General features: G+C 52.5%; 22 protein-coding genes and 1 pseudogene. 18 read left to right on the top strand and 5 right to left on the bottom strand.

Going from position 1 to position 23791, the window contains the following annotated elements; all coding sequences use genetic code 11:
- Nucleotides 1-218 precede the first annotated feature (218 nt).
- The 6 genes from argS to N4599_RS03090 all read left to right on the top strand — a co-directional run bounded on the left by argS (nucleotide 219) and on the right by N4599_RS03090 (nucleotide 9596).
- A complete protein-coding gene (gene argS, locus N4599_RS03115; protein WP_260901911.1) occupies nucleotides 219-1907 on the top strand; it encodes an arginine--tRNA ligase in 1689 nt (562 codons plus the stop codon).
- Between the two features lie 190 nt (nucleotides 1908-2097).
- Nucleotides 2098-4260, top strand: coding sequence for a PBP1A family penicillin-binding protein (locus N4599_RS03110; protein WP_260901909.1), 2163 nt, complete (start codon nucleotides 2098-2100; stop codon nucleotides 4258-4260).
- A 70-nt stretch (nucleotides 4261-4330) separates the two neighbouring features.
- On the top strand, nucleotides 4331-4702 hold the full coding sequence (locus N4599_RS03105) for a YlbF family regulator (RefSeq protein WP_260901907.1): 372 nt from the start codon (nucleotides 4331-4333) through the stop codon (nucleotides 4700-4702).
- Between the two features lie 123 nt (nucleotides 4703-4825).
- A complete protein-coding gene (locus N4599_RS03100; protein WP_260901905.1) occupies nucleotides 4826-6031 on the top strand; it encodes a metallophosphoesterase family protein in 1206 nt (401 codons plus the stop codon).
- On the top strand, nucleotides 6021-8489 hold the full coding sequence (locus N4599_RS03095; RefSeq protein ID WP_260901903.1) for an ATP-binding protein: 2469 nt from the start codon (nucleotides 6021-6023) through the stop codon (nucleotides 8487-8489). The genes N4599_RS03100 and N4599_RS03095 overlap by 11 nt, the downstream gene beginning before the upstream one ends.
- Nucleotides 8490-8639: 150 nt before the next feature.
- Nucleotides 8640-9596, top strand: coding sequence for a peptidylprolyl isomerase PrsA (locus N4599_RS03090; RefSeq protein ID WP_003716086.1), 957 nt, complete (start codon nucleotides 8640-8642; stop codon nucleotides 9594-9596).
- A gap of 42 nt (nucleotides 9597-9638) precedes the next feature.
- On the opposite strand, the gene N4599_RS03085 is transcribed toward N4599_RS03090, so the two are convergent.
- Both N4599_RS03085 and N4599_RS03080 read right to left on the bottom strand, forming a co-directional pair.
- Complete coding sequence (locus N4599_RS03085; protein ID WP_056984393.1) at nucleotides 9639-9863, bottom strand: hypothetical protein; 225 nt, start codon at nucleotides 9861-9863, stop codon at nucleotides 9639-9641.
- Nucleotides 9863-10297 carry an HIT family protein gene (locus tag N4599_RS03080; protein ID WP_003715339.1) on the bottom strand — a complete coding sequence of 145 codons (435 nt, stop codon included), beginning with the start codon at nucleotides 10295-10297 and terminating at the stop codon, nucleotides 9863-9865. The genes N4599_RS03085 and N4599_RS03080 overlap by 1 nt, the downstream gene beginning before the upstream one ends.
- A gap of 116 nt (nucleotides 10298-10413) precedes the next feature.
- Between N4599_RS03080 and N4599_RS03075 the strand changes: the two genes are divergently transcribed.
- From N4599_RS03075 to trmB, 3 genes are read left to right on the top strand one after another with little or no spacing between them, the layout of a single operon-like run.
- Nucleotides 10414-11151 carry an ABC transporter ATP-binding protein gene (locus N4599_RS03075; protein WP_272882495.1) on the top strand — a complete coding sequence of 246 codons (738 nt, stop codon included), beginning with the start codon at nucleotides 10414-10416 and terminating at the stop codon, nucleotides 11149-11151.
- Entirely contained in the window at nucleotides 11144-12352 is a 1209-nt protein-coding gene (locus N4599_RS03070; protein ID WP_260901897.1) for an ABC transporter permease, read from the top strand. Before N4599_RS03075 ends, N4599_RS03070 begins: the two co-directional genes overlap by 8 nt.
- Nucleotides 12353-12354: 2 nt before the next feature.
- Nucleotides 12355-13005 carry a tRNA (guanosine(46)-N7)-methyltransferase TrmB gene (trmB, locus tag N4599_RS03065; protein WP_191363838.1) on the top strand — a complete coding sequence of 217 codons (651 nt, stop codon included), beginning with the start codon at nucleotides 12355-12357 and terminating at the stop codon, nucleotides 13003-13005.
- 62 nt (nucleotides 13006-13067) lie between these two features.
- Here the strand turns inward: trmB and N4599_RS03060 are convergent.
- Nucleotides 13068-14086: pseudogene (locus N4599_RS03060) on the bottom strand (zinc-binding alcohol dehydrogenase family protein).
- A gap of 142 nt (nucleotides 14087-14228) precedes the next feature.
- Here N4599_RS03060 and N4599_RS03055 point away from each other — a divergent pair.
- Nucleotides 14229-14582, top strand: a complete 354-nt coding sequence (locus tag N4599_RS03055; protein WP_194176439.1) for a winged helix-turn-helix transcriptional regulator — start codon at nucleotides 14229-14231, stop codon at nucleotides 14580-14582.
- Nucleotides 14583-14619: 37 nt separating this feature from the next.
- Here N4599_RS03055 and N4599_RS03050 read toward each other — a convergent pair whose 3' ends face one another.
- Nucleotides 14620-14955 (bottom strand): PepSY domain-containing protein, encoded by a 336-nt coding sequence (locus N4599_RS03050; RefSeq protein ID WP_191363840.1) that lies wholly within the window; start codon nucleotides 14953-14955, stop codon nucleotides 14620-14622.
- Nucleotides 14956-15092: 137 nt separating this feature from the next.
- Between N4599_RS03050 and N4599_RS03045 the strand changes: the two genes are divergently transcribed.
- The 4 genes from N4599_RS03045 to N4599_RS03030 all read left to right on the top strand — a co-directional run bounded on the left by N4599_RS03045 (nucleotide 15093) and on the right by N4599_RS03030 (nucleotide 18428).
- Nucleotides 15093-15413 (top strand): thioredoxin family protein, encoded by a 321-nt coding sequence (locus N4599_RS03045; protein ID WP_003715330.1) that lies wholly within the window; start codon nucleotides 15093-15095, stop codon nucleotides 15411-15413.
- A gap of 250 nt (nucleotides 15414-15663) precedes the next feature.
- The gene (ytpR, locus tag N4599_RS03040; protein ID WP_260901893.1) at nucleotides 15664-16311 is read left to right on the top strand and encodes a YtpR family tRNA-binding protein; all 648 of its coding nucleotides are present in this window, start codon (nucleotides 15664-15666) and stop codon (nucleotides 16309-16311) included.
- Between the two features lie 27 nt (nucleotides 16312-16338).
- Entirely contained in the window at nucleotides 16339-17646 is a 1308-nt protein-coding gene (gene murC, locus N4599_RS03035) for a UDP-N-acetylmuramate--L-alanine ligase (RefSeq protein ID WP_260901891.1), read from the top strand.
- Between the two features lie 68 nt (nucleotides 17647-17714).
- Nucleotides 17715-18428, top strand: a complete 714-nt coding sequence (locus N4599_RS03030) for a Bax inhibitor-1/YccA family protein (protein WP_194176443.1) — start codon at nucleotides 17715-17717, stop codon at nucleotides 18426-18428.
- A 126-nt stretch (nucleotides 18429-18554) separates the two neighbouring features.
- Here N4599_RS03030 and N4599_RS09990 read toward each other — a convergent pair whose 3' ends face one another.
- On the bottom strand, nucleotides 18555-19061 hold the full coding sequence (locus tag N4599_RS09990; RefSeq protein ID WP_473828399.1) for a DUF1275 family protein: 507 nt from the start codon (nucleotides 19059-19061) through the stop codon (nucleotides 18555-18557).
- Nucleotides 19062-19167: 106 nt separating this feature from the next.
- Between N4599_RS09990 and polA the strand changes: the two genes are divergently transcribed.
- Genes polA through nrdR form a run of 4 tightly spaced genes read left to right on the top strand, consistent with a single transcriptional unit; the run spans nucleotide 19168 to nucleotide 23787 of the window.
- Nucleotides 19168-21825, top strand: coding sequence for a DNA polymerase I (gene polA, locus N4599_RS03015; RefSeq protein ID WP_260901888.1), 2658 nt, complete (start codon nucleotides 19168-19170; stop codon nucleotides 21823-21825).
- A 12-nt stretch (nucleotides 21826-21837) separates the two neighbouring features.
- Nucleotides 21838-22671 carry a DNA-formamidopyrimidine glycosylase gene (gene mutM / locus N4599_RS03010; protein WP_191363845.1) on the top strand — a complete coding sequence of 278 codons (834 nt, stop codon included), beginning with the start codon at nucleotides 21838-21840 and terminating at the stop codon, nucleotides 22669-22671.
- 1 nt (nucleotide 22672) lies between these two features.
- Complete coding sequence (gene coaE, locus N4599_RS03005) at nucleotides 22673-23266, top strand: dephospho-CoA kinase (protein WP_191363846.1); 594 nt, start codon at nucleotides 22673-22675, stop codon at nucleotides 23264-23266.
- Between the two features lie 50 nt (nucleotides 23267-23316).
- Entirely contained in the window at nucleotides 23317-23787 is a 471-nt protein-coding gene (gene nrdR, locus N4599_RS03000) for a transcriptional regulator NrdR (RefSeq protein ID WP_191363847.1), read from the top strand.
- Nucleotides 23788-23791: the final 4 nt, after the last annotated feature.

Raw genomic sequence — 23791 nt, 5'->3', positions numbered from 1 at the left:
TGTAAAAGCTGGCGTGAGTAGTAACGGATGACCACTATGCAGCGACCCCAAATTTGGTGTGAGTTGGGGGAGTGGTTTCAGTGAAGGCGTGCGCGTCAGGACAGCTAAATTAGTCTTTTAAAGAGTGGAAGCCAATTCAATTAGAGTGGTACCGCGGGAAATCTCGTCTCTAGTATGTTTTTTCATACTGGAGACTTTTTATTTGAGGAGGAAATCGAATGGACGAAAAACAACGAGTAGCATCGGCAGTTGCTGCTGCCCTGCCAGACTTATCATTAGAAGAAATTGTTGACAAGATTGAACGGCCAAAGGATGCCAACAACGGGGACTACGCTTTCCCAACCTTCTTCCTAGCTAAGACGCTGCACAAGGCTCCGCAGATGATTGCGGCGGACCTGGTGGAAAAGATTGACCAGACCGGCTTTGAAAAGGTCGTTGTCGCTGGTCCTTACATCAACTTCTTCCTGGACAAGGCCCAGGTTGGGGCGGAGATTATCAAGGCGATTTTGGCTGACCCGGCTGGTTATGGTAAGAAGGACCTCGGTCACGGGGCCAACGTGACGATTGACTACTCATCACCGAACATTGCCAAGCCAATGGGGATGGGCCACCTCCGTTCGACCATGATCGGTGAAGCCATCGCCCGGATTCTGGAGAAGGAAAATTACACGCCAGTTCGGATTGACTACCTGGGTGACTGGGGAACCCAATTTGGGAAGCTGATGGCGGCCTACAAGATGTGGGGGAGCGAAGAAGAGGTCAAAAAGGACCCAATCAACACCCTGCTGAAGTACTACGTCCGCATCAACACCGAAGCCGAAGAACATCCGGAGTACACTGACGCTGGCCGGGAATGGTTTGCCAAGCTTGAACATGGTGACAAGGAAGCCTGGCGCCTGTGGCACTGGTTCCGCCAAATTTCCATTGAACGGTTCCAAAAGGTTTACGATATGCTGGACGTCCACTTTGACTCCTTTAACGGGGAAGCCTTCTCGGCCCAAAAGATGGATGACCCAATTCAGCTGTTGAAGGACAAGCACCTGCTCAAGGCCAGCCGGGGCGCCCAAATTGTCGACCTGGACGCCTACAAGTTGACGCCACCGCTGATTATCAAGAGCAACGGGACGACCACCTACATCACCCGGGACCTGGCGACGGCCCTCTACCGGAAGCGGATGTTTGGTCATGCCAAGTCCTTGTACGTCGTTGGTGCCGAACAGGAAAACTACTATAAGCAGCTCAAGGCGGTTCTCAAGGAAATGGGCTTCACTTGGTGGGACCAACTGGAACACATCTCCTTTGGCCTGATGAACCTGAACGGGCAAAAGATGTCAACGCGGAAGGGGAACGTAGTCAACCTGGAGGACGTCTTGAACGACTCCATCAAGCTGGCCCGCCAACAGATTGCCGAAAAGAATCCGGATCTGCCAAACGCCGATGAGGTGGCTAAGCAGGTCGGTGTCGGCGCCGTCATCTTCCACGACCTCAAAAACGACCGGCGGAACGCAGTTAACTTCAAGCTGGAAGATGTGGTTAAGTTTGAAGGGGAAACCGGCCCGTACGTTCAATATGCCCGGGCCCGTGCTGAGAGCATCCTCCGCAAGGGTGGCTTACGTGACTTCAGCAATGTTGACCTGACGACTGTTGGGGACGCTGCCTGGGACATCCTGAGCTTCCTGGGCCAGTACAGTGACGTGGTGGAACGGGCTGCGGTCAACTACGACCCGTCCGTAATCGCCAAGTACGCTCTGGAGTTGTCCAAGAAGTTTAACCAGTACTACGCCCACAACCGGATTCTCCAGGACGACGAAGGCCAACCGGCCCGCTTAGCCCTTGTCCAGGCCGTTAGCCACGTCCTCAAGGATGCCCTGGCAATGCTGGACATCAAGGCTCCGGACGAGATGTAGTTAGGGAGAACTTGACCGGACTTCATTGTAGAAATAAACTAGCAAACGGCTGGATTTGGTTTCCAAGTCCAGCCGTTTTTTATATGCACTTGTTAAGCCTTGCTAAAAAAATCGCCGAAAGTGCAGCAACCAGTGGAAAGTGTGCTAAAATGGTTTGCATTCTAAAATGAACGGATAATGGAGAGAAACAATGAAACGTGAGCCACAAACAAATTCTACCAAGGACCGCCTGGTGGCCTGGTTAAAGAAGGTGGGCAAACGGCTGCTGGCGTTTTTGCAAGATGCCTGGCAGCGTTTTAAGAAAAAACTCAAACAAGTCTGGCACCGCTACCAGCTGACCCGTTGGTTAATAGTCGTTTTCCTAAGCCTCTTCCTGCTGATGAGCATCCACTTGACCTTCGTGGCGAAGACTTCGGACGTCAAGAACCTGCAAAACCGCCTGTCACGGCCGACGATGATTTACGATAATAAGAAGCAGTCGGCCGGCAGTCTGTACTCGCAAAAGGGAACCTACGTGAAGCTGAATAACATCTCGTCAAGTGTTCCTGACGCGGTACTGTCGACTGAGGACCGGAATTTTTACCATGAGCACGGCTTCTCGGTAAAGGGCTTGGGTCGGGCAGCCTTCCTGCTAGTCAAGAATAAGGTTCTCCACCGTGATTACATTTCTGGTGGGGGGAGTACTCTGACCCAGCAGCTAGTCAAAAATGCCTTTTTGACCCAGCAGCAGACCTTCTCGCGAAAGGCCCGGGAAATTTTTATTGCGATCGAGGTCGAGAACCAGTATTCCAAAAACGAGATTCTGACCATGTACCTCAACAATGCCTACTTCGGCCACGGGGTCTGGGGGGTCCAGGACGCGGCCCGGCGGTACTTTGACGTCAATGCTAGCCAGCTGACGGTTCCCCAAGCAGCCACTCTGGCGGGGATGCTGACCTCGCCGGGAATTTACGACCCGATCGACCACCCGGAAGCAACGCGGGAACGGCGGAACATGGTCTTACAGCTGATGGTAGAGAATAAAAAGCTCAGCCAGTCAGACGCAAACGCCTATAAGAAAACGTCCCTGGGAATCAATAGCGGCTACGTGGCTAATGACAGCTACAAGTACCCCTACTTTTTTGACGCGGTGATTTCTGAGGCGGCCAGCCGGTATAACATTTCTGAAAAGTCGATCATGAACGATGGCTACAAAATCTACACGACCCTGGACCAGGATCAGCAGCAATCAATGCAGGATACCTATGATAATGACAATAATTTCCCTGATGACTCTGCCGATGGGACGATGGTGCAGTCAGCGTCGATTGCGATGAACCCGAAAACAGGGGGTGTGACCGCGGTCGTTGGTGGCCGGGGCAAGCACGTTTTCCGGGGCTTCAACCGGGCTACCCAGATGCGCCGGCAGCCGGGGTCAACAATCAAACCAATCGTTGTCTACGCGCCGGCATTGGAACACGGTTATTTCTATGATTCGGAGCTCCAGGACAAGAAGCAGTCATACGGGACTAACAACTACACGCCGAAGAACTACGATGATACGTATAGTGGCAAAGTGCCGATGTACAAGGCCCTGTACGAGAGTTTGAACGCCCCGGCGGTCTGGCTACTCAATAAGATTGGGGTCAACCAGGGCTACAAGATGGCGGAAAAATTCGGCCTGCCGGTAGAGAAGGGCGATAAAAACCTGGCCCTGGCCCTCGGTGGGATGACTAAGGGGGTCTCGCCCCAGCAAATTGCCCGCGCGTACGCGACCTTTGATAATGACGGGCAGATGCCGACCCCGTACTACATCACTAAGATTGAGGATGCTTCGGGAAAGGTCGTCGCCCAGAATAAGGGTTCCAAGGTCAAACACGTCATCTCCAGCAAGACGGCCCGTGAGATGACCAGTATGCTGATCGGGGTGTACGAGCACGGAACCGGGGAAACCGCCAAGCCGGCAGGATATACCCTAGCTGGAAAGACCGGGACGACTAATTCTGGGGTCAAGGGTGACGAGTCCAATGACCGTGATAAGTGGATCGTTGGCTACACTCCTGACGTGGTGGTCGCCACCTGGGAAGGTTATGATGATACCAATTCAAGTCATGTGCTGAACGATATTTCCGAGCGAAATATCAACGGCCTCTTTAAGAATGAAATGTCCGGGATTCTGGCGAATACACCGGGAACCAGGTTTACGGTCCAGGACGCCCAGATCCGGGCCAACAAGCGGGTCAAAAACACGTCGGGGTGGAAGTCCTTCTTTAATGGTGGGGACAACGCCCTGATGAACCGGTTCAACCAATCGGTCAACAATATCGGCGACAAGGCCAGCCAGTTCTGGAACAACGTTAAGTCCCTCTTTTAGCCCCGCCGTTTCACCACTAGGCAAAACATGATACAATTTATAATAATGAACCGAAAAGGAGTTATCGAAGATGGTTATAAATATTTATGACACGGCGAATGACATGAGCCGGCAATTAGTTGAAACGCAAGAATACCAAGGCTTGAAGAAGGCCTTAGACGAACTGAAGGCGGATAGCGAAGCCTTTGCTTCATTCAAGAAGTTCCAACAGATGCAGGCCGAAGCACAGCAAAAGCAGATGAAGGGTCAACAGCCAAGCGAAGACGAAATCAAGGCTATCCAGACCCTGGCTAAGGAAATCAGCGGCAAGCAGGCAGTGCAAAACTTGATGAACCAAGAACGGCAAATCGACCAGATGCTGCAACAGCTGAACAAGACGATTACCAGCCCAATTCAGGATCTGTACAGTGAAATCATGCCGCAGTCTAACGAAAATAACTAGCAGGACCCGCTAGTAAGTGGGCTTGGAAAGTTTTCCCGGCTCATGATACTACTTGGCCTCCAGCGTTCGGCTTTGCTAGAACGGTGGGGGCTTTTGTATTGTTCAGTGAAGAATGGGGTGAAGATGGTGAAGTTTATTCATACGGCAGATTTACACCTTGCCAGTCCCTTCCAAGGATTGACCGAGATGCCTAGTCAGCTGTGGCGGCAGGTTTATGACTCCACTTTTGCCGCCTTGCGTAGGATCGTCGACGCCGCGATTGCGGAACGGGTCGATTTTGTCGTGATTGCGGGCGATATTTACGATGGTGAAGGGAAAAGCATTGCGGCCGTTGACTTTTTCAACGAACAGCTGACCCGGTTGGATCAGCAGCACATTCCGGTTTTCATGTGCTATGGCAACCATGACTTTCAGCAGGTGACCGCTGCCAACCAATCCTTCCCGGCGAATACCCATGTTTTGGGCAACCAGGTCACAACGGCCGCCCTTACACTAGCAACCGGTGAACAGGTCGCTATAACCGGTTTTAGTTACGGACAGCGGTGGATCAGCACGGATGTCGCGAGAAAATACCCGGTAAAAGGTGCCGTTGACTGGCAAATCGGGCTCTTGCATGGCGCACCATACCAGGCAGGGGCCGACAACCATTACGCCCCCTTTACGGTGGATGAGTTAGAGAGCAAGCACTATGACTACTGGGCACTAGGCCATATCCACAAGCACCAGGAGCTGGCTACCACACCGCCGATTGCGTATAGTGGAAATCCCCAGGGGCGGCATAAAAATGAGGCTGGCAGTCATGGCTACTACCTGGTTCACAGCGAGGGTTCCAGACTGATTCCGGAGTTCAAACCGGTTGCTGGCATCGGCTGGCGGACAGTGAGCGTTGACCTTGACGCTTGTCAAACGGAAGCGGCAGTTGACCGGGCAATTACCAGTGCGGCCACCAGCAACGCGGTCGGCCACCTGCAGCTTTGTGCGGTTCAGGTAACAGCAAGCAGGCAGCAGTGGCGGCTGCTAGTGGAGAACGGCAGCCTGCTTACTCACCTGCAAAGTCGTTTGCGGATGGAAGAAACAATTGAGTGGTGGCCTTACCAGCTGACCTTGGCCACGCGGCAAGGGGAACCGCACTTGCCATCCTTGGACCAGCGCTACTGGGCCCAGGCCAAGCAGGCGGTTTTCACGACGGAGAACCTGGCGGCGGTGATCAAACCGCTGGTTAAGCACCAGCCACTCTATGACCAGTTTGCTGACCACCAAAACTTGGCGGAATTTGAGCAATGGGCGGCGGCCTTGATTAGTGAACGGGAGAAGCAGGATGAGAATTAAAAGTGTTCACATTGATGGTTTTGGAAAGTGGGTCGACCAGGATTTTTCCTTGGCGGCAAACCCGCAGGTGATTTATGGTGAAAACGAGGCCGGGAAAACGACGCTCGCCGTCTTTATCCGCAGCATTTTATTTGGTTTTGCCAACGCGAAGGGGAAAAACCGATTTCAGCAGTACCGACCGCGAACGACCGCGGCATATGGCGGCAGCCTGCTGGTGGAAGCTGACGGTCAGCAGTACCGGATTACCCGGACGGCGGGGCGCGACGGCGGCAGGGTAACCGTCACCGACCAGCGGGGCCAGCAATTTGGCCAGGAGAAGTTAGCGGCCCTCTTGGGGAACGTTGACCTGGAGCTCTACCAGGCAATCTTTGGTATTCGGCAAGCGGACCTCGCCAGGATCGGTGACCTTAGCCGGGAAGATGTGCAACGGCAATTACAGCAGGTCGGGGCGGTCGATAGTGGTGAGTGGCGCCAATTGGTCGCGGAATTGCTCAAAAAGGGGGATGAAGTCTTCAAACCCCGGGGACGCAAGCCGACGCTCAACCAACACCTTACCGAGTACCAGGATTTACAGCAACGGATTCAGCAGGCGCGGGGCAAGTATGATGACTACCAGCGTCTGTTGAAGACTCGCGGAGCGGCCCAAGAGCAGATGAAGACTGGGCAGGCAGAGCTGAAAAAAGATCAAGCCCGCCAAAATGATTTGGAACGCTTGGCCCGTCTCTGGCCTGTCTTTCAGCAGTGGCGGCAGGGCCAGGATAGTTCGCGGGCTGAGCTAATCAGCGATGAACAAGTGGCAGCAGCCGATCGGCTCGGTATCCAGGAGCAGGAGCTGCGGCGGCAAATCAAAAGTCAGGAAGCTGAACTGGCCCAGCTCAACGGTCGGCTCAGCCAGTTTGACCAGGCCCAGTTGAATGACTACCATGACCACCTGGCAGAGTACCAGGAAATGCGGGGCCAACTGCTCCAACTAGCTGCTCGGGATGCCCAGCAACGCCAGCAGGGACGCTTCCAGGAACACCGAGCCCAGGAGAAAAAGCAGTTGCAGGAGCGGTATGGACAGGTACCCCCCCAGCCGCTGAGCGAACGGGAACTGACCCAGTTGGAGCAGCTCAGGAAAGCCCCGGCGCAGCTAGCTAACCAGGGGGTCATTTTAGCTTTGCTGGCGTTTGGCGGCCTGCTCTGCCTATTCGGCTTGGCCAGCCAGCATGGTGGTTTGCGCAACCTCGGCCTGCTCTTGGTAATCGCAGCTGGCGGTTGGGGCTACTACAGCTACCGGCAGGAAAAACAACAGTTAGCGCGGCGGGACGCGGCCTTAGCATCTTTTGGCCGGGCTCACGGGCTCAGCAGCTTTTCACCAGACCAGTGGCTGACCATGCAGGCGGACCTTCATCGCTATGCTGAACTCAGTAACCAGTTGGCAGACTCCGCGTTAGGGGCAGGCCAGAGCCATGAACAGTTGCTGACTATCAAGCGGCGGCTGGCTGGTAAAGTCAGTGGGGAGCACGCCGGGGAATTGGCCCGCAACCTGCTCGCTTGGGAAAATCGCCGGGCCGACCAGTGGCGGTCCTGGCAAGCTATCCGCCAGCAGCTAGAACGGGCCCAGCGGCAACTAACGGCCCTAAAAAGCCAGCTCCGGGAGGTACAGAATGATAAGTGGGCTATCTACCAGTCGGCTGGTGTCAATAGTGACGTGGATTTTGACCGCTTCCTCCAGCAGCGGACCCGGGCCCACCAGCAGCAAGTTACCACGGCGGTATATGACCAGCAGCTGGCGGATGAGGACAAGGCAGCACTTGCGCGCTTTACGGATGAGGCGGCGCTAAAACGAGAGCGGGAGCGGCTGAGCGATAGGGTGGCCCGTGAACAGGCAACCTTAGAAGCGGCGCACCGGCAGGAGCAGGCCGCGGAGGTGGAAATTCGGGGGCTGGCAGCTGACGGGACCCTGCCAGAACTAGAACAGCGGGCGGCCAACCTTGCGGCCCGGATTTGGCAGGAGGCTCGGCGGTGGACGACCTACCAGCTGACGGCCCAGTGGATCAACCAGGCACTGATTTTAGCTTCCGCGGACCGGTACCCGGCCATCATTAAGGCCGCGGAGGAGTTTTTTGCGACCTTAACGAACCAGCGGTATACCAAGATTTTGCTTAATGAAGAAGGCGTCGCGGTGTTGACCGCTGGGCAGGAGCGGTTTGCGGTCGAAGAGCTGTCGACTGGGACCGCCGAACAGCTTTATGTTGCGCTGCGTTTGGGCTTTATCAGCGTGATGAGTGACCAGGTCTCCCTGCCGATTATTATTGATGATGGCTTTGTCAACTTTGACTATCTACGCAAGGAGCGGGTACTCGCGATTTTGACCCGATTAGCCCGCCATAACCAGGTCCTTTACTTTACTGCCGACCACCGGGCCCGTCAGCTAACGGGCGTAATTGACCTTGAACGGCTAGATAGTGAATAAATTGTGAAAATCACTTAAACTTTTTCTTGAAAGCCTCGGCGGAGGGGGGAATTGTGGTATATTGAGAAGGTACAAAACGGTGGGGCGAAGACCACCGGCTGACGTTTTTCGTCAGGGTGAAAGTTAAAATACTACAAGGGATGTGTTTTTTTGAAATCAAAGAAGTTAATTGCGGTAATTGCGGGGGCGGCCCTGATGCTGCCACTGGCTGCCTGCGGAAATAAGGCGGTAGCCACAACCAGCGGGGGAAAGATTACCCAGAGCGAATACTATTCCAGTATGAAGGCCACCAGCAATGGTAAGCAGGTCCTGCAACAGATGATTTTGGACAAGGTCCTGGAAAAGGAGTACGGCAAACAGGTATCTGACAAGCAGGTCAATGCCCAGTACAACAGCTACAAGTCCCAGTACGGCTCCCAGTTCAGCTCCTTCTTGCAGCAAAATGGGATGACCGAAAAGTCACTCAAGCAGCAGCTGCGGTCTAACCTCCTGCTGGAAGCCGCGGTTCGTGATTACTCCCACATTACGAACAAGCAGATCAATGCCCAGTGGAAGAAGTACCAGCCAAAAGTTCAAACAGCTGAGATCCTGGTCGGCAGTAAGAACGATGCCCAGGACATCATCGACCAGCTGAACAACTCAAGCGACAAGTACAAGACCTTCAAGAAACTGGCAAAGTCAAAGTCGACTGACACTTCCAACAAGGATAATGGTGGGCGGGTTCCTGCTTTTGACAATACGGATAACTCGCTAGATTCGGCATACAAGGAAGCTGCCTTTAAGCTCAAGACTGGTGAATACACCACGACCCCGGTCAAGACCGATGACGGTTACCAGGTGATCTACATGATCGAACACCCGGCTAAGGGGAAGAAGAGCCAGCACATCGCTGACCTGCGGACCCAGATTGTTCAGGAAAACATGAACAACCGGACCTTCCTCCACAAGGTCGTTTCTAACGTCCTCAAGAAGGGGAATGTTTCCATTAAGGAAAACGATGAGAAGAACATCCTGGATGACTACCTGAATTCCAACGGTGCGACGAGCAACAGTGGTACCTTGGGCAATTCGAGCAACAGTAGCTCTTCCAGCAATGCTAATAACTAGGTAATAAAAAACATCGGGCATTTTATTGCCCGATGTTTTTTATTATGCTTTGCTTTGTTTGCTTAACCGTTCAGTAATTTCCCGGATTTTATCCAGGCGCGGCTGGTCCTTAAACTGCCACTTGGCAATGTCCTTTTGCACTTCTGCCTGGAACTTATTGACCGCGGGCAGACTATCCTGGAGTTGTTTGACGTTAGTGGTCAATCCCTGACAGGAACGGACGAGCTGCCGAACGTCAGTCACCGTTTCTTTGATTGCCTTAAACATTACTGTTCATCTTCCATCTGCTTGACGATTGCTTGCTGAATTTCCTTGTACTTGTCCTCGTCATACTTAGCGGAATTATCCTTAAAGATAATCTTGAAGTCGTCCTGGTCAGTGTAGCGGGGCACCAGGTGAATATGGGAGTGGAAGACTGATTGGTAGGCCACTTCACCATTGTTGTTGATGATGTTCATTCCCTTAATTGCCGGGTTGGACTTCTTAACGGCGCGGGCAATCTTTGGCAGGCGGGAAAAGACAGCGGCAGCCAGGTCCTCGTCGTAGGCGAAGAGGTCCTTGACGTGCTTCTTAGGAACCACGAGGGTGTGCCCTGGTGTGCCCTGGGAAATATCGAGGAAGGCCTTGACAACGTCGTCCTCGTATACCGTGTAGCTTGGGATTTCTCCAGCAATTATCTTGCAAAAAATACAGTCAGTCATGTGATCGCACTCCTTTAACTTTTGTGTCTATCCCTAGTATACCGAAAAAGCGGGAGGGCTGCACCGGATATGTTATAATTAATGGTTGAAATTAAGACTAGCAAGGGGGAACGATGATGGCACTTGAAGTAAAGAACCTGGTGGGGGGATATTCACAGATTCCCGTCCTAAAGCAGGTTAGCCTGGCGGTCCAGCCGGGGGAATTAGTGGGCCTGATCGGCTTAAACGGGGCGGGAAAGTCCACGACCTTAAACCACATTATCGGTTTGCTGCGGCCGTTTTCCGGGACGATCACCCTCAACGGACTGACTTTGGCCGAAAATCCGGCCGAGTATAAGCAGCAGATTGCCTACGTTCCCGAGACGCCAATCCTGTATGACGAGTTGACGTTGCGGGAGCACCTCGAATTAACGATGAACGCGTACGGACTTGACCATGAGGCAGCCTGGCAGCGGGCTCATAAGCTGCTTAAACTGTTCCGGCTCGACAATAAGCTGGACTGGTTCCCGGCGAACTTCTCCAAGGGAATGAAGCAAAAGGTGATGATTTGCTGTGCTTTCATGACCAATGCCAAACTGCTGATTGTGGACGAGCCTTTCTATGGTTTGGATCCCCTGGCCGTCCATGACTTGCTGAAGCTGATTGAGCAAAAGAAAAAGGAGGGGGTGGCCGTACTGATGTCGACCCACGTCCTCGATACTGCGCAGCGCTACTGTGACCGCTTTGTCCTCTTAGCTAACGGGCAGGTCCGGGCCCACGGAACCCTGGCGGAACTCCGTGAGCAGGAAGACCGGCCGGATGAGTCGCTAGACGAAATTTATCTCGGCTTAGCAAGGGATGATCAAGATGAGTAGACTATTTACGAAACGGCGCCAGCGTCACTTTATGATGCTCCTGAAGTATTGGCGGCTGGTGTTCAACGACCACTTTGTCATCGCCCTTTTCTTCCTCTTTGGCGCGCTGGCCTACGGGTATTCAGAATGGTTGCCAACCCTCAGTGCTAACCAGTGGTGGCCCCGTTTCCTACTGATTGCCTGGTTTGTCCTGCTAGCCCAAATTGGTCGGCTGGCGACCCTGATCAAGCGGCCGGACCCGGTTTTCCTCTTGCCTCAGGTTCGGGCCATGGATGGCTATTTGAGACGGGCCTACCTTTACAGCCTTGTGCTCGCGGAGGGAATGACCCTGGCGGGAACCTTTGCTGCCCTACCGTTCGCCCTTATAACGGAACGACTATCGACAGTTGATATTGTAGCCGTTTTTCTGACGGCGGTAGTGACAAAGGATGACTGGCTGTTTACCGCCCGCAAGTCCATCAGCCTCCGTTGGTCAAAGCAGGGCTGGCGAACCCAAGCGGAGTATTGGCTGAATCCCTTGTTGGCGGCTGCGGCGACCTGGCTTGTCAGTCCCTTGCTGGGGTTGGCAGTGGCGGTAATCTTAGATGTTGCGATGCGGCTAGTTTACCGTGAACTGACAATTGACTGGCAGGTGGCGGTCAAAATGGAAAGTAACCGGATGTACAGCGTTTACCGCTTTTTCAACCTCTTTACCGATGTGCCGAGCGTTCAGGGGAATGTCAAGCGCCGTCGCTGGGCGAATGGACTGGTGCGGTGGCTGTCAAACGGCCACCGGCCATGGGCGTACCTCTACGCGCGGGGCTTTGTCCGCAATACGGACATCAGTGGGATTGTGATCCGGCTGACCCTGCTGGGGATGGTCCTGGCGTTCCTGGTTCCGCTCCAGTGGCTAAACACCGCGCTGGTCGTCCTGTTTATCTACCTGATTGCAACTCAGTTAATGCCGTTGTATGGCCAGTACGAAGCCAACGTCTTGACCCACCTTTACCCGGTTCAAACTGAGGAACGGGTCAGGGACTTCCAACGGCTCCTGACCCGGGTAACAGTGATTGAGGCGGCACTTATTGTCCTGGCAAGTATTGGTCTGCATTTCGACTGGCGAGGCTTTTTACTCAACCTGGTCTTTGCCACAATTGAGGTCTGGGTCTTGACCCGCTTCTACTTCAAATTACGAAGAAAAAAGTTAAGTGAGGAATACTAATTATGCGTGTGAAACATAAAAAGTGGGCGGATCCGCTGATTGCGGACCACCCGGAGATGATCGTAACCAATGCCGAGGAGGTGAAGGGTCACTGGCAGGACCGTTTTGCCAAGAAGCAGCCAATTCACGTTGAAGTCGGTATGGGGAAGGGGCAGTTTATCATTGGGATGGCGAAGGCCCATCCGGAGATCAACTTTATCGGCCTGGAAATCCAGCGGACGGTAGCAGCTATCGCCTTGAAGAAGGCCCTCACAGAGGAGCTGTCCAACCTCCAGCTGATCTGTGGTGATGGTTCTGACATCACCAACTACTTCGAGGACCACGAGCTTGACCGTCTCTATCTGAACTTTTCGGACCCATGGCCGAAGACGCGTCATGCCAAGCGGCGGCTGACCTACCACACCTTCTTAGCTGGCTACCAGCAGGTGCTCAAAGATGAAGGGGCAATTGAACTGAAGACCGATAACATGGGCTTCTTTGAATTTTCCCTCCAAAGCATGAACAACTATGGAATGCTCTTTGATGGAGTTTGGCTCGACCTCCACAATAGTGATGAGAACGAGCATAACGTTGAGACCGAGTACGAGCAAAAGTTTGCGGCCAAGGGCCAGCCAATCTATAAGCTTACGGCGCACTTTAAAAAGGACGAATAAGAAAAGGCGGATAACAGCATTTCTACGATGGAACTGCCGTTATCCGCCTTATTGTTTGCAAACTATTCCCAAGCTGAAATAGCAACCTTGCCAATCATATGGCCGCTTTCGACTAATTGGTGTGCTTTCCGGAGGTTAGCAGCAGTAAAAGGAGTAAGTTCTTTGGTTAAGGTACACGAAAGAAGGTTGTCATCAAGCAACTGGGCGACGCGGTCTAAAATTTGGTGTTGCGTGATCATATCGGGTGTCGAATAATAAGACTTGGTGTACATCCATTCCCAGGCAAAATGAGCGCGCTTCTTGGTCAATAAGCTGAGATTAATTGGTCGCCTATTTTCGGTAATCGATGCAATTGAGCCGTTGGGTTTAATGAGTTGGCACATTTCTTTCCAATGGGCGTCAATGTTGCTTAGTCCGAGGATATAATCAACGTATTTATAACCGTGGGAACGAACTTGCTTAACTAGGTCTTGGTGGTGGTTGACCACCAGCTGAGCGCCATGTTCTGTTGTCCACTGAATTCCCTTGGGGTGTGAAGCAGTGGCAATGACGGTTAGTCCAGCTAGGTGGGCGAGCTGAGTTGCGACTGAGCCGACCCCGCCGGTACCATTGATGATTAGGATTGTTTTTCCACTGTTAGTTTGTGAAGATTGACTGATTCCCAACTGTTCGAATAAAGCCTCGTATGCGGTTAACGAGGTTAAGGGCATTGCGGCCGCTTGAGCATCTGATAGTGTTTGTGGGGCGTGACCGACAATTCGCCCATCGACCAACTGGTATTCGCTATTGCTTCCAGGACGCAGGATTGAGCCGGCGTAAAAGACTCGGTCCCCGGGTTTAAATAAGGTGACCGCTGCGCCTGTTTTACTACAATTCCACAAGCGTCATAGCCAATGATCTTTGGTGACTTCAGTTTTCCTCGTCCGCCTTTGCGAATATAGGTATCAACGGGGTTAACTGAGCTGGCAGCTACGTTAACGAGTAGGTCATGAGGGTGTGGTTTGGGGACTGCTGCCTGAAATTCATAGAGACTGTGGGGATTATCAATTGGTAAATGCTCGGTAAATCCGATTGCTTTCATTAAAGTTCACTCCTTTACTTACTAATAGTAAAGGAACGTGATGGGAGCACAAGAGGAGAAATAAAAATGCCTAAGTAACAAATATTTCACTATGGTTGAGGAAAGTCAATAATTATATCATTACAACTGAGGAGGTATTAGCTTGCAAAGACATATTTATGATTGTGCGTCCGGCTGCCCGGTAGAAAGCACGCTTCAAATTATTTCGGGAAAATGGAAAAGCGTCATTTTATATCATCTGATGAAAAAGCAGGTGTGCCGTTTTAGTGAATTGCAGAAATTAATGCCACATTGCTCGCGACGGATGCTGGCCCTGCAACTTAATGAGTTGGAACAAGATAATATTATTGTGAAAAGAGTTTATCCGGCTGTGCCGCCTAAGACTGATTATCGACTAACATCCCTGGGCAAGAGCCTGTCACCAGTGATTATGGCAATGGAACAGTGGGGACGTCAATATAATGCTCTAAAAAGTAAAAGGGTGGGACAGAACTAGCTGAGCTAGTTCTGTCCCACCCTTTTACATTTATAAACTAATTTTCCAGCCGTTTTAATTCCAGCAGGCTGCCGGTAAAGGCGTCAACCTTAAACTCGTAATTTACCGGTTCACCATCTTCTAAGCGCGTTAAGCCGCCCTGGTAGGCGCTGGTCTTAACGGCGAAGCGTTGGAAGGGAGTCTGCCGGTGGTCGATCCAACTGCCGGTGATGGTACCCTCCTTAGCAAAGTCTCGGCGAATTTGTTTGAGCGCCCGGTTAGCCGGGTAGGGCCGTTTGCCGAAGAGCTTGCCGGCCAGAAATCCTGCGACCCCGGAGGCGCCCAGCGTTACTGGGACCAGCCATGGATTGAGTGTGTTGTTTGAATCGTTCATTGCAACGCTTCCTTTAATATAATGATTACCCAATTCTAACATTAACAGCGGTAAAAAGCCAAGCAGGTGCTATTCACGAGTAATTAAGAAGCAGTTATGGTATAGTAACATTGTAATCAATGAGGAGGGATACTTCTATGGAAAAGTTACCTGTAATTAAAGATGACCAGTTAATCGACAAGATTGGTCAGGGCAAGGTTGTCCTGTTCTTCACCGCTGGCTGGTGCCCCGACTGCCGCTTTATTAAACCCGCCATGCCGGAAATCGAACAGGATTTTGCGGATTATACCTTCTACACCGTCGACCGCGATGAAAACATTGACTTGGCAGCAGAACTAAACGTTTTTGGGATTCCCAGCTTCATCGCTTATGACCACGGCAAGGAAATTGGTCGGCTAGTCAATAAAGATCGCAAAACTAAGGAACAAGTTGAAGATTTTTTGCGGAATTTGAAGTAAAATAAAAAAGCAAGTCAAAATGGCCCGCTTTTTTAGATTTATAAGGAGGCCTGGGACCACTCAGCCTCCTTTTTCTTGATGGAGATAAGTAGAGCAGCAGGGCAGTTAGCAGCTTAGCCGGTATTGACCCCGACCTGCGCTGATCCTGCTGTGGATTGGTAGAAGTGGGACGACGAACCAGGTGGTTTGGTTCAGTCCCACTCCCTTTTCTAATTCAGCGGTTTGAAAGTAAAGGAGACATGAATAGAGAATGTTAATTGCAAGCTATAATCCAGCAGAGATGGGCGACATCCTAGTAACGATTACCGCGCCTAATAATGGTGACCAGACAAGCACGATCAAGGATGGGGTTGTCCAAATCGTGAGTGCCAAGGACCAGCAGCTGCTTGGCTACAACTTTATGGACGCCAGCAAGCTGTTGCCGGAATTGACAAAGGAAAATGGTCAGGTCTTCCTGACCGATGACCAGGTTGCCAAGCTCAACCAGAAACTGACTCAAGCCGGGTTTGACCAGCAATTAACGGCCGACCATACACCAAAGTTCGTGGTCGGTTACGTCGAGAAGATGGAAGACCACCCGAAGTCCGACCACCTCAAGGTCACCAAAACCCGGATCGGTGCTGACCAGACAGTTCAAATCGTCTGTGGTTCGCCGAACGTCGCTACCGGCATTAAGGTGGTCGTGGCGCGCCCCGGTGCCATGATGCCCGATGGTAAGCTCATTTGGCCTGGCGCACTGATGGGGGTCGAAAGCGATGGGATGCTCTGTGGCTTCCGTGAATTGCGAATGAAGAATGCTCCGGACGAGAAGGGCCTGTGGATTATTCCTGATGATTGGCAGGAGGTTGGCGAGGCGGTCGACTTTGCCAAGGCTGATACCTTCTTCCCAGCAAACTAGGCAGGAACACGGAAAGGAAAAGAGAGAATGGAAAAGAAGACATATTACTTCATCGGCATTAAAGGCACCGGGATGGCGGCCCTCGCCCGTGTTTTACATGATCAAGGAAACGAAGTCTTAGGCTCAGACATTGCGAAGGAAACCTTCACCCAGGGGCCCCTGCTCAAGGCGGGCATCCAGATTCTGCCGTTTGACCCTGCCAACCTCAAGGAGGGGATGACGGTGATCAAGGGAAATGCCTTTGCCGAAGATCATCCAGAAGTGCTGCGGGCTAAGGAAATGGGTCTGCCGGTGCTGACCTATCCGGAAGCGGTCGAAAAGGAAGTGGCGGACCACACCAGTATCGGAATTGCCGGTGCCCACGGCAAGACCAGTACCACGGCTCTGCTGTCCCACGTCCTCGCCGCGGTTGAACCAACTAGCTACCTGATTGGTGATGGTGTCGGCAAGGGGAACGATGACGATCGTTTCTTCGTCTTTGAAGCGGATGAATACCGGGATCACTTCTTGGCTTACCACCCGGACTATGCCATTATGACCAATATTGACTTTGACCACCCGGACTACTTCAAAGACATTGATGACGTGCGTGGTTCATTTGAAACTTATGGTCGGCAGGTCAAGAAGGCCATCTTTGCCTGGGGTGATGATGCCAACCTGCGGAAGTTGGACGTCGACGTGCCGGTTTACTACTACGGGACCGGGGATGACGACGACTTCCGGGCTGAGAATATCCGCCGGACCCCAGCTGGTTCGACCTATGACGCCTACTTCCGCGACCAGAAGTTGGGAACCTTCACCATCCACCTCTATGGTGAACACAGCATCCTGAATAGCCTGGCAGTTCTGGCGGTGGCTTACATGGAAAAAGTCGACATGGACAAGATCAAGCAGGAACTCGCCAACTTCTCCGGGGTTAAACGGCGGTTCAGTGAGACCGATGTTGCTGACGACAAGCTGATCGACGACTACGCCCACCACCCAAACGAAATCAAGGCAACGATTGACGCTGCGCGGCAGAAGTTCCCGGATAAGGAAATCGTGGCGGTCTTCCAGCCCCACACGTACTCCCGGCTGGCGGCGTACATTGATGGCTTTGCTGCTAGTCTGAGCAAGGCGGACAAGGTCTTTGTAACGCCGATCTTCTCTTCCATTCGTGAGCAGGACGGGTCAGTTTCCAGTGCAGACCTTGAAGCCAAGATTCCGGGCAGTGAAGGGGTAGACATGGATAGCATTGACAAGCTGACGAAGTACCATAACGCGGTGCTGATCTTCATGGGGGCCGGCGACATCGAAAAGTATGAAGAGAAGTTCAAAGAATTGCTTAATAAGTAGTCAAAAGGACCACTGGCAAGTCCAAATGTGGTATTGTATTTCAATAAGCCTTTAGGAGGAATTAAATAATGGATAATTTTCCAAATGATTCTGGCCGGCGCGTGGTTGCCGACCAGGCGGGGTTGAATAGTTTCCTGACTAAGATGTACGGAAACATGACCCTGGCAGTTTTAGTTTCCGCACTGAGCGCCTACTTGACGATGAACGTCTTTGCTACGCAGGTGCTGGGCTACTTCCAACAGCACCAGGGGATGGTCTGGCTGATTCTCCTCTTGCCAATCGCACTGTCGATGGGGATTAGCTTTAGCGCCACCCGGAACCCGGTCGGCGGTTTTATCATGCTGATGCTGGTGGCGATTATTTACGGGGTTGAGTTTGCACTGATTGCGGGAGCATTTACGGCGGCTAATATCACGGCGGCCTTTATTTCTTCGGCGGCGGTCTTCGCGACGATGGCCCTCTACGGGACGGTTACTAAGCGGGATCTCAGCAAGTTTGGTGCCCACGCCATGGCGGCACTGGTAGCCTTGATTATCGCTTCAATCATCAACATTTTCTTGAAGAGCTCGGCAATTACCTACATTTTCTCTTACATTGCCGTGATTATCTTCGTAGTGCTAACGGCGTGGGACGCGCAGAAGATGAAGCAGATCTACCTGAATTACAGCAATGAAAATTCAGTGATGGGTCTGGCAATCGTGGGCGCACTCCAGCTCTACCTGGACTTCGTCAACCTCTTCATCTCCTTCCTGCAAATCTTTGGGATGAGCGACCGGGACTAATATATTTTGCAAAGACTCCTGTGGCGATTGGGCCGCAGGAGTCTTTTCTTGGGGATAATCAAAATGAGTAAGTATAATGCACTTTGGTCGTTTGTAAGCCAGCAGGATGGGACAACTGTCACGCTATCATTTGCTGAAATTGAACAGGTTGCGGGGGTGGCGTTGGATCATTCTTTTCTTTCCTACAAGAAGGAGTTGATAGACTACGGCTGGCAGGTGGAAAAGATTTCTCTGAAAAAGAAGACGGTTAAATTTAAGCGGCGATGAAAGGGAGCGAGTGGGGAAGTCCTCCGGCATGGCACCGACGAAACCACCGATGATGAGGATTGGGAAGAGGCAGAAAATTCGCCAGTATTTGATGTGGGCCTGAAAGCCGATGGCGACGATGATGCCTAGAATATAGAGGATGATGGCGCCACAGCGGTCAACGATGCCGATGACATTGTGGTTGACCAGGGCGGCACTGAGGAAGACGATGTTCCCGGTCTGGGCGGCAGCGAGGGTGTGCCCGCACTGGATGTAGGTGAAGGCGTCCAAAAAGCCGCCGCAAAAGGTGAGGAGGATGGCAAAGAGCCGGGCCTCCTCGACGTGACGTTTGTTTAGCAGTTTGTCCAAAATAATCCCTTCTTGCAAATTGGTACATCCTCATTATATTACACTTAGAAGACTAAACAGGGAACTAACGGTCGACCTTAATCTTTGGTACAATAACACTATCAAGAGAAGGGACGGAGAATAAATGGCAAAACAATTATTGCTAATCGATGGAAACAGCATTGTCTTTCGGGCATTTTTTGCGATGCACAACCAAATTGACAAGTTTACCAATAAGGATGGTCTGCATACGGCAGCTATTTATGGCTTTAAGCTGATGCTGGACCACGTCTTGGATAAGTTTCACCCGGACGCTGCCCTGGTAGCTTTCGATGCCGGAAAGGTCACTTTTCGGACGAAAATGTACGATGACTACAAGGGCGGTCGGAACAAGACCCCGGACGAGCTGACGGAGCAGTTTCCCTACGTTCGCGAACTGGTGGAAGCGTGCGGTCTCCACAGTTACGAACTAAAGAATTACGAGGCCGACGACATTATCGGGACCCTGGCGAAGGAGGGGGACGAAGCGGGCTATGAAACCCTGATCGTTACTGGGGACCGCGATCTGACCCAGCTGGCCAGCGACCACACCACGGTCGCCGTTACCCATAAGGGGGTCACCGACACCGAGCACTACACTCCGGCCCACGTAGAAGAAAAACTCGGCATTACGCCGCGGCAAATTATCGACATGAAAGCGCTGATGGGCGATAGCTCGGATAATTATCCCGGAGTCACCAAGATCGGTGAAAAGACGGCCATCAAGCTGGTCAAGCAGTTTGGCTCCGTTGAAAACCTCTACGACCACATTGATGACCTTAAAAAGAGCAAGATGAAGGAACACCTGGTCGAAGACGAAGAGATTGCGCGGCAGTGCAAGACCCTGGCAACCATCCTCCAGGACGCACCGCTGGAAATTAGCTTAGACGACATCGCCTACCGGGGCGAGCAGACGGAGAAACTGGTGGCGTTCTACCAGCAGATGGGCTTTAAGTCCTTCCTCGCGAAGATGGACTTGGCCCCCGAAGAAGGGGCGGATGATAGCGCGCCGGTGAAGTATACGGAACTAACCGCGGATAACCTGGCGGCAGTCGACCAGCTCAAGGGTGAACTGAGTTTCTACCTCGAAATGCCGGACGCTAACTACCACACCTCTCCCTTTGCCGGCTTTGTAATCGGTGATGGCACGACCTGGCTGGTCAGTCGCGACGCAGAACTCTTAAAACAGGACCGGCTCAAAAAGCTGTTGGAGTCACCAGCGGTAGCGAAGAATGTCTTTAACGCTAAGGCCCAGATTGTCGGCTTACACCGGCTGGGGATTGACTTGCGGAACGTTGATTTTGACCTCCTACTGGCTTCCTACCTGCTGAACACAAACGACAACAGCAATGACCTTGGGCAGGTCGCCCTGGAGCACGATTATCATGAGGTCGCTACTGACGAGGAGGTCTATGGTAAGGGGGCTAAGCGGGCCATCCCTGACGATGACCAGACCTTCTATACCCACCTGGCACAAAAAGCCCGGGCGATTAACGACCTGCGGGACTCGCTGTTTAAGAAACTTGACGATAACCAGCAGACGCCGCTTTATACGGAAATCGAAGTGCCGCTGACCCGGGTCTTAGCGGCGATGGAAATCACCGGGATCAAGGTTAATGCCCAGACACTCAAAGATATGGGCAGCAAGCTGACCGAGCGCTTAGCCGACATTGAAGACCAGATCTACGCGGCCGCTGGCGAGGAATTTAATATCAATTCTACTAAGCAGCTGGGGCACATCCTCTTTGAAAAGCTGAAACTGCCGGTCATCAAGAAGACTAAGACCGGGTACTCGACCGCGGTGGATGTGCTGGAGAAGCTGGCTGACCAGGCGCCAATCGTGGAGGACATCCTCCAGTACCGCCAAATCGCCAAGCTCCAGTCGACTTACATCACCGGCCTGCTGAAGGTCATCCATTCTAGCGACCAGAAGATTCACACCCGGTACCTGCAAACCCTAACGCAGACGGGCCGTCTGTCCTCCGTGGATCCTAACCTGCAAAACATCCCGATTCGCCTGCCGGAAGGCCGCTTGATACGGAAGGCCTTTGTACCGAGCCATGAGGGCTGGCAGATTTTTTCATCTGACTATTCCCAAGTGGAACTGCGGGTACTGGCCCACATCACCAGTGATAAGAATCTCCAGGAGGACTTTAAGAACGGGGAGGACATTCACGCCAGCACGGCCCGGCGGATTTTCCATCTGCCGGCCGATGCTGAAATTGACCGCAATATGCGACGGCGAGCCAAGGCGGTTAACTTCGGGATCGTTTATGGAATCAGTGACTACGGGCTGGCCCAGCGAATTCACGTTAGCCGTTCCCAGGCCCACGAGTTTATCCAGAATTACTTTAAGGAGTTCCCGGGCGTAAAGAAGTATATTGATGATACGATTGCCTTTGCCCGTGAGCACGGCTATGTCGAAACCATTACCCACCGTCGTCGTTACCTGCCGGATATTCATGCAAAGAGTTTTAGCCGGCGGTCCTTTGCTGAGCGGACGGCGATGAACACCCCTATCCAGGGGAGCGCGGCGGATATCATTAAAATTGCAATGATTAGGATGAAGGAAGAAATCAAGCAGCGTCAACTCCAAGCCCGGATGCTTTTGCAAATCCATGACGAACTGGTTTTTGAAGCACCGGCGGAAGAAATCCCGGTCCTCCAGAAGCTGGTTCCCCAGGTCATGGACTCCGCGGTTCAATTAAACGTGCCGCTGAAAGTTGAGAGCAAGATTGGCGATACTTGGTACGACTTGAAATAGGGGCGGTAGAAAATGCCAGAATTACCTGAAGTTGAGACGGTCCGGCGGGGACTTTTAAAAATCGCCAAGGGCCGCAAAATTAACGCAATTGATGTTTACTACGGCAAAACGATTACTAATGACGTGGAAGACTTTCGCCAGGCCCTGATTGGGCAGACGATTGAAGACGTTGACCGGCGGGGAAAGTATCTGCTGTTCCGCTTTAGTAATAATCTAACGATGGTGTCCCATTTACGGATGGAAGGGAAGTATTATAACCAGCCGATTGGGGGACCGATCGACAAGCACACCCACGTTGTTTTTCAATTTACAGACGGCACCGAGCTGTGCTACCACGATACCCGTAAGTTTGGCCGGATGACCCTGGTCAAGACGGGAGATGAGAAGACAGTCGGCGGCTTGAAAACCTTAGGACCTGAACCGACCGCCGCTGATTTTAAGCTGGCCTTTTTCCAGGATGAGCTGGGCAGGAGCAGGGGCAAGATCAAGCCATTCCTGCTGAACCAACGGCACGTCGCTGGTCTCGGCAACATCTACGTCGATGAGGTCCTCTGGATGTCCAAGATCAACCCAGAACAGCCGGCCAACAGCCTTACCCCTGACCAGGCTGCAGTCCTGCATGACAACATCATTAAGGAATTAGCGGTCGCAACTAAGTATAAGGGGACGACTGTGCACAGTTTTACCAATGCCTTTGGTGATGCTGGGGGCTTCCAGGAGCGGTTGAACGCCTATGGGCGGGGCGGCGAGAAATGTCCCCGGTGCGGTGCCAAGATGGTCAAAATCAAGGTGGCCCAGCGGGGAACGACTTTCTGTCCGCGTTGTCAGCCGTTAGTGGAGGATTAAGATGACACAAGTAGTGGGATTAACCGGCGGGATTGCCAGCGGTAAGTCGACCGTCAGCGGGCTGCTGGGTCAAGTTGGCTTTCCAATCATCGATGCTGACCTGGTTGCCCACCGCCTCCAGCAGCCTGGTCAACCAGGTTTTGAACGTCTGGTAGAGCGGTTTGGCCGGTCAATCGTGACCATGGATGGTAGCCTTGACCGCCAGCGGCTCGGCCAGTTCGTCTTTAATAACCAGGATGCTCGCAACCAGCTGAACCAAGTAATGCAGCCCCTGATTCGGGAAACCATTATGGGCCAGCTCACGGGTTTCACGAAGGCTGCTGTCCCGGTCGTCATTTTAGACGTGCCACTGCTGTTTGAGCAGGGTTACGACGAGGATTGCGACCTAGTCGTGGTGGTGACCGTCGATAAGGCGACCCAGCTCGCACGCCTGATGAAGCGGGATGGCCTATCCCAAGCGGCAGCGCAAGCCAGGGTAGCGGCTCAAATGCCGTTAAATGAGAAGGCCGCGCGGGCGGACATCGTGATTGATAACAACGGAGACGATAATCACTTGCGGCAGCAGGTGGCCCAGCTTGTTAAACGATTAAACTAGACCGAGGTATGGTACAATAAAGTGTTAAGTATTATAAGGGAGGTAAGCGCATGAAGTGTCCACATTGTCACCAGAATGGTTCACGGGTCGTTGACAGTCGGCCGAGTGAAGATGGCAGCTTTATACGCCGGCGACGGGAGTGTGTGCATTGCGGCTTCCGCTTTACCACGTTTGAACGCTATGAAGAGACCCCGCTGTTAGTTGTGAAGAAGGACGGGACCCGGCAAGAATTCAGCCGGCAAAAGATTCTTAATGGGATTGTCCGGTCCGCCGAGAAAAGGCCGGTCAGTATGGAGCGCCTCACCAAGCTGACGGATAAGGTCGAGAAGAAGGTGCGGAGCCTGGGCGAAAATGAAGTTTCCAGTCAGCTGATCGGCAAGTACGTGATGAACGAACTAAAGGACGTCGATGAGGTGGCCTACATTCGTTTTGCCAGTGTTTACCGCCAGTTTAAGGACGTTGACGCCTTTATGAGCGAACTGGAAACCATGGTGAAGACGGAGCACAAAAGTAATGATTAGGAGG

Source organism: Limosilactobacillus oris (assembly GCF_025311495.1).
Lineage (GTDB): Bacteria > Bacillota > Bacilli > Lactobacillales > Lactobacillaceae > Limosilactobacillus > Limosilactobacillus oris_A.
Note: the sequence above shows the minus strand (reverse complement) of the source record. Positions and strands in the feature narration are given on the sequence as shown.

What these genes read in the sequence shown, in the direction of transcription:
- argS (WP_260901911.1), top strand. Translation starts at nt 219, where the DNA reads ATGGACGAAAAACAACGAGTAGCATCGGCAGTTGCTGCTGCCCTGCCA.
- N4599_RS03110 (WP_260901909.1), top strand. Translation starts at nt 2,098, where the DNA reads ATGAAACGTGAGCCACAAACAAATTCTACCAAGGACCGCCTGGTGGCC.
- N4599_RS03105 (WP_260901907.1), top strand. Translation starts at nt 4,331, where the DNA reads ATGGTTATAAATATTTATGACACGGCGAATGACATGAGCCGGCAATTA.
- N4599_RS03100 (WP_260901905.1), top strand. Translation starts at nt 4,826, where the DNA reads ATGGTGAAGTTTATTCATACGGCAGATTTACACCTTGCCAGTCCCTTC.
- N4599_RS03095 (WP_260901903.1), top strand. Translation starts at nt 6,021, where the DNA reads ATGAGAATTAAAAGTGTTCACATTGATGGTTTTGGAAAGTGGGTCGAC.
- N4599_RS03085 (WP_056984393.1), bottom strand. Translation starts at nt 9,863, where the DNA reads ATGTTTAAGGCAATCAAAGAAACGGTGACTGACGTTCGGCAGCTCGTC.
- N4599_RS03080 (WP_003715339.1), bottom strand. Translation starts at nt 10,297, where the DNA reads ATGACTGACTGTATTTTTTGCAAGATAATTGCTGGAGAAATCCCAAGC.
- N4599_RS03075 (WP_272882495.1), top strand. Translation starts at nt 10,414, where the DNA reads ATGGCACTTGAAGTAAAGAACCTGGTGGGGGGATATTCACAGATTCCC.
- N4599_RS03070 (WP_260901897.1), top strand. Translation starts at nt 11,144, where the DNA reads ATGAGTAGACTATTTACGAAACGGCGCCAGCGTCACTTTATGATGCTC.
- trmB (WP_191363838.1), top strand. Translation starts at nt 12,355, where the DNA reads ATGCGTGTGAAACATAAAAAGTGGGCGGATCCGCTGATTGCGGACCAC.
- N4599_RS03050 (WP_191363840.1), bottom strand. Translation starts at nt 14,955, where the DNA reads ATGAACGATTCAAACAACACACTCAATCCATGGCTGGTCCCAGTAACG.
- N4599_RS03045 (WP_003715330.1), top strand. Translation starts at nt 15,093, where the DNA reads ATGGAAAAGTTACCTGTAATTAAAGATGACCAGTTAATCGACAAGATT.
- ytpR (WP_260901893.1), top strand. Translation starts at nt 15,664, where the DNA reads ATGTTAATTGCAAGCTATAATCCAGCAGAGATGGGCGACATCCTAGTA.
- murC (WP_260901891.1), top strand. Translation starts at nt 16,339, where the DNA reads ATGGAAAAGAAGACATATTACTTCATCGGCATTAAAGGCACCGGGATG.
- N4599_RS03030 (WP_194176443.1), top strand. Translation starts at nt 17,715, where the DNA reads ATGGATAATTTTCCAAATGATTCTGGCCGGCGCGTGGTTGCCGACCAG.
- polA (WP_260901888.1), top strand. Translation starts at nt 19,168, where the DNA reads ATGGCAAAACAATTATTGCTAATCGATGGAAACAGCATTGTCTTTCGG.
- mutM (WP_191363845.1), top strand. Translation starts at nt 21,838, where the DNA reads ATGCCAGAATTACCTGAAGTTGAGACGGTCCGGCGGGGACTTTTAAAA.
- coaE (WP_191363846.1), top strand. Translation starts at nt 22,673, where the DNA reads ATGACACAAGTAGTGGGATTAACCGGCGGGATTGCCAGCGGTAAGTCG.
- nrdR (WP_191363847.1), top strand. Translation starts at nt 23,317, where the DNA reads ATGAAGTGTCCACATTGTCACCAGAATGGTTCACGGGTCGTTGACAGT.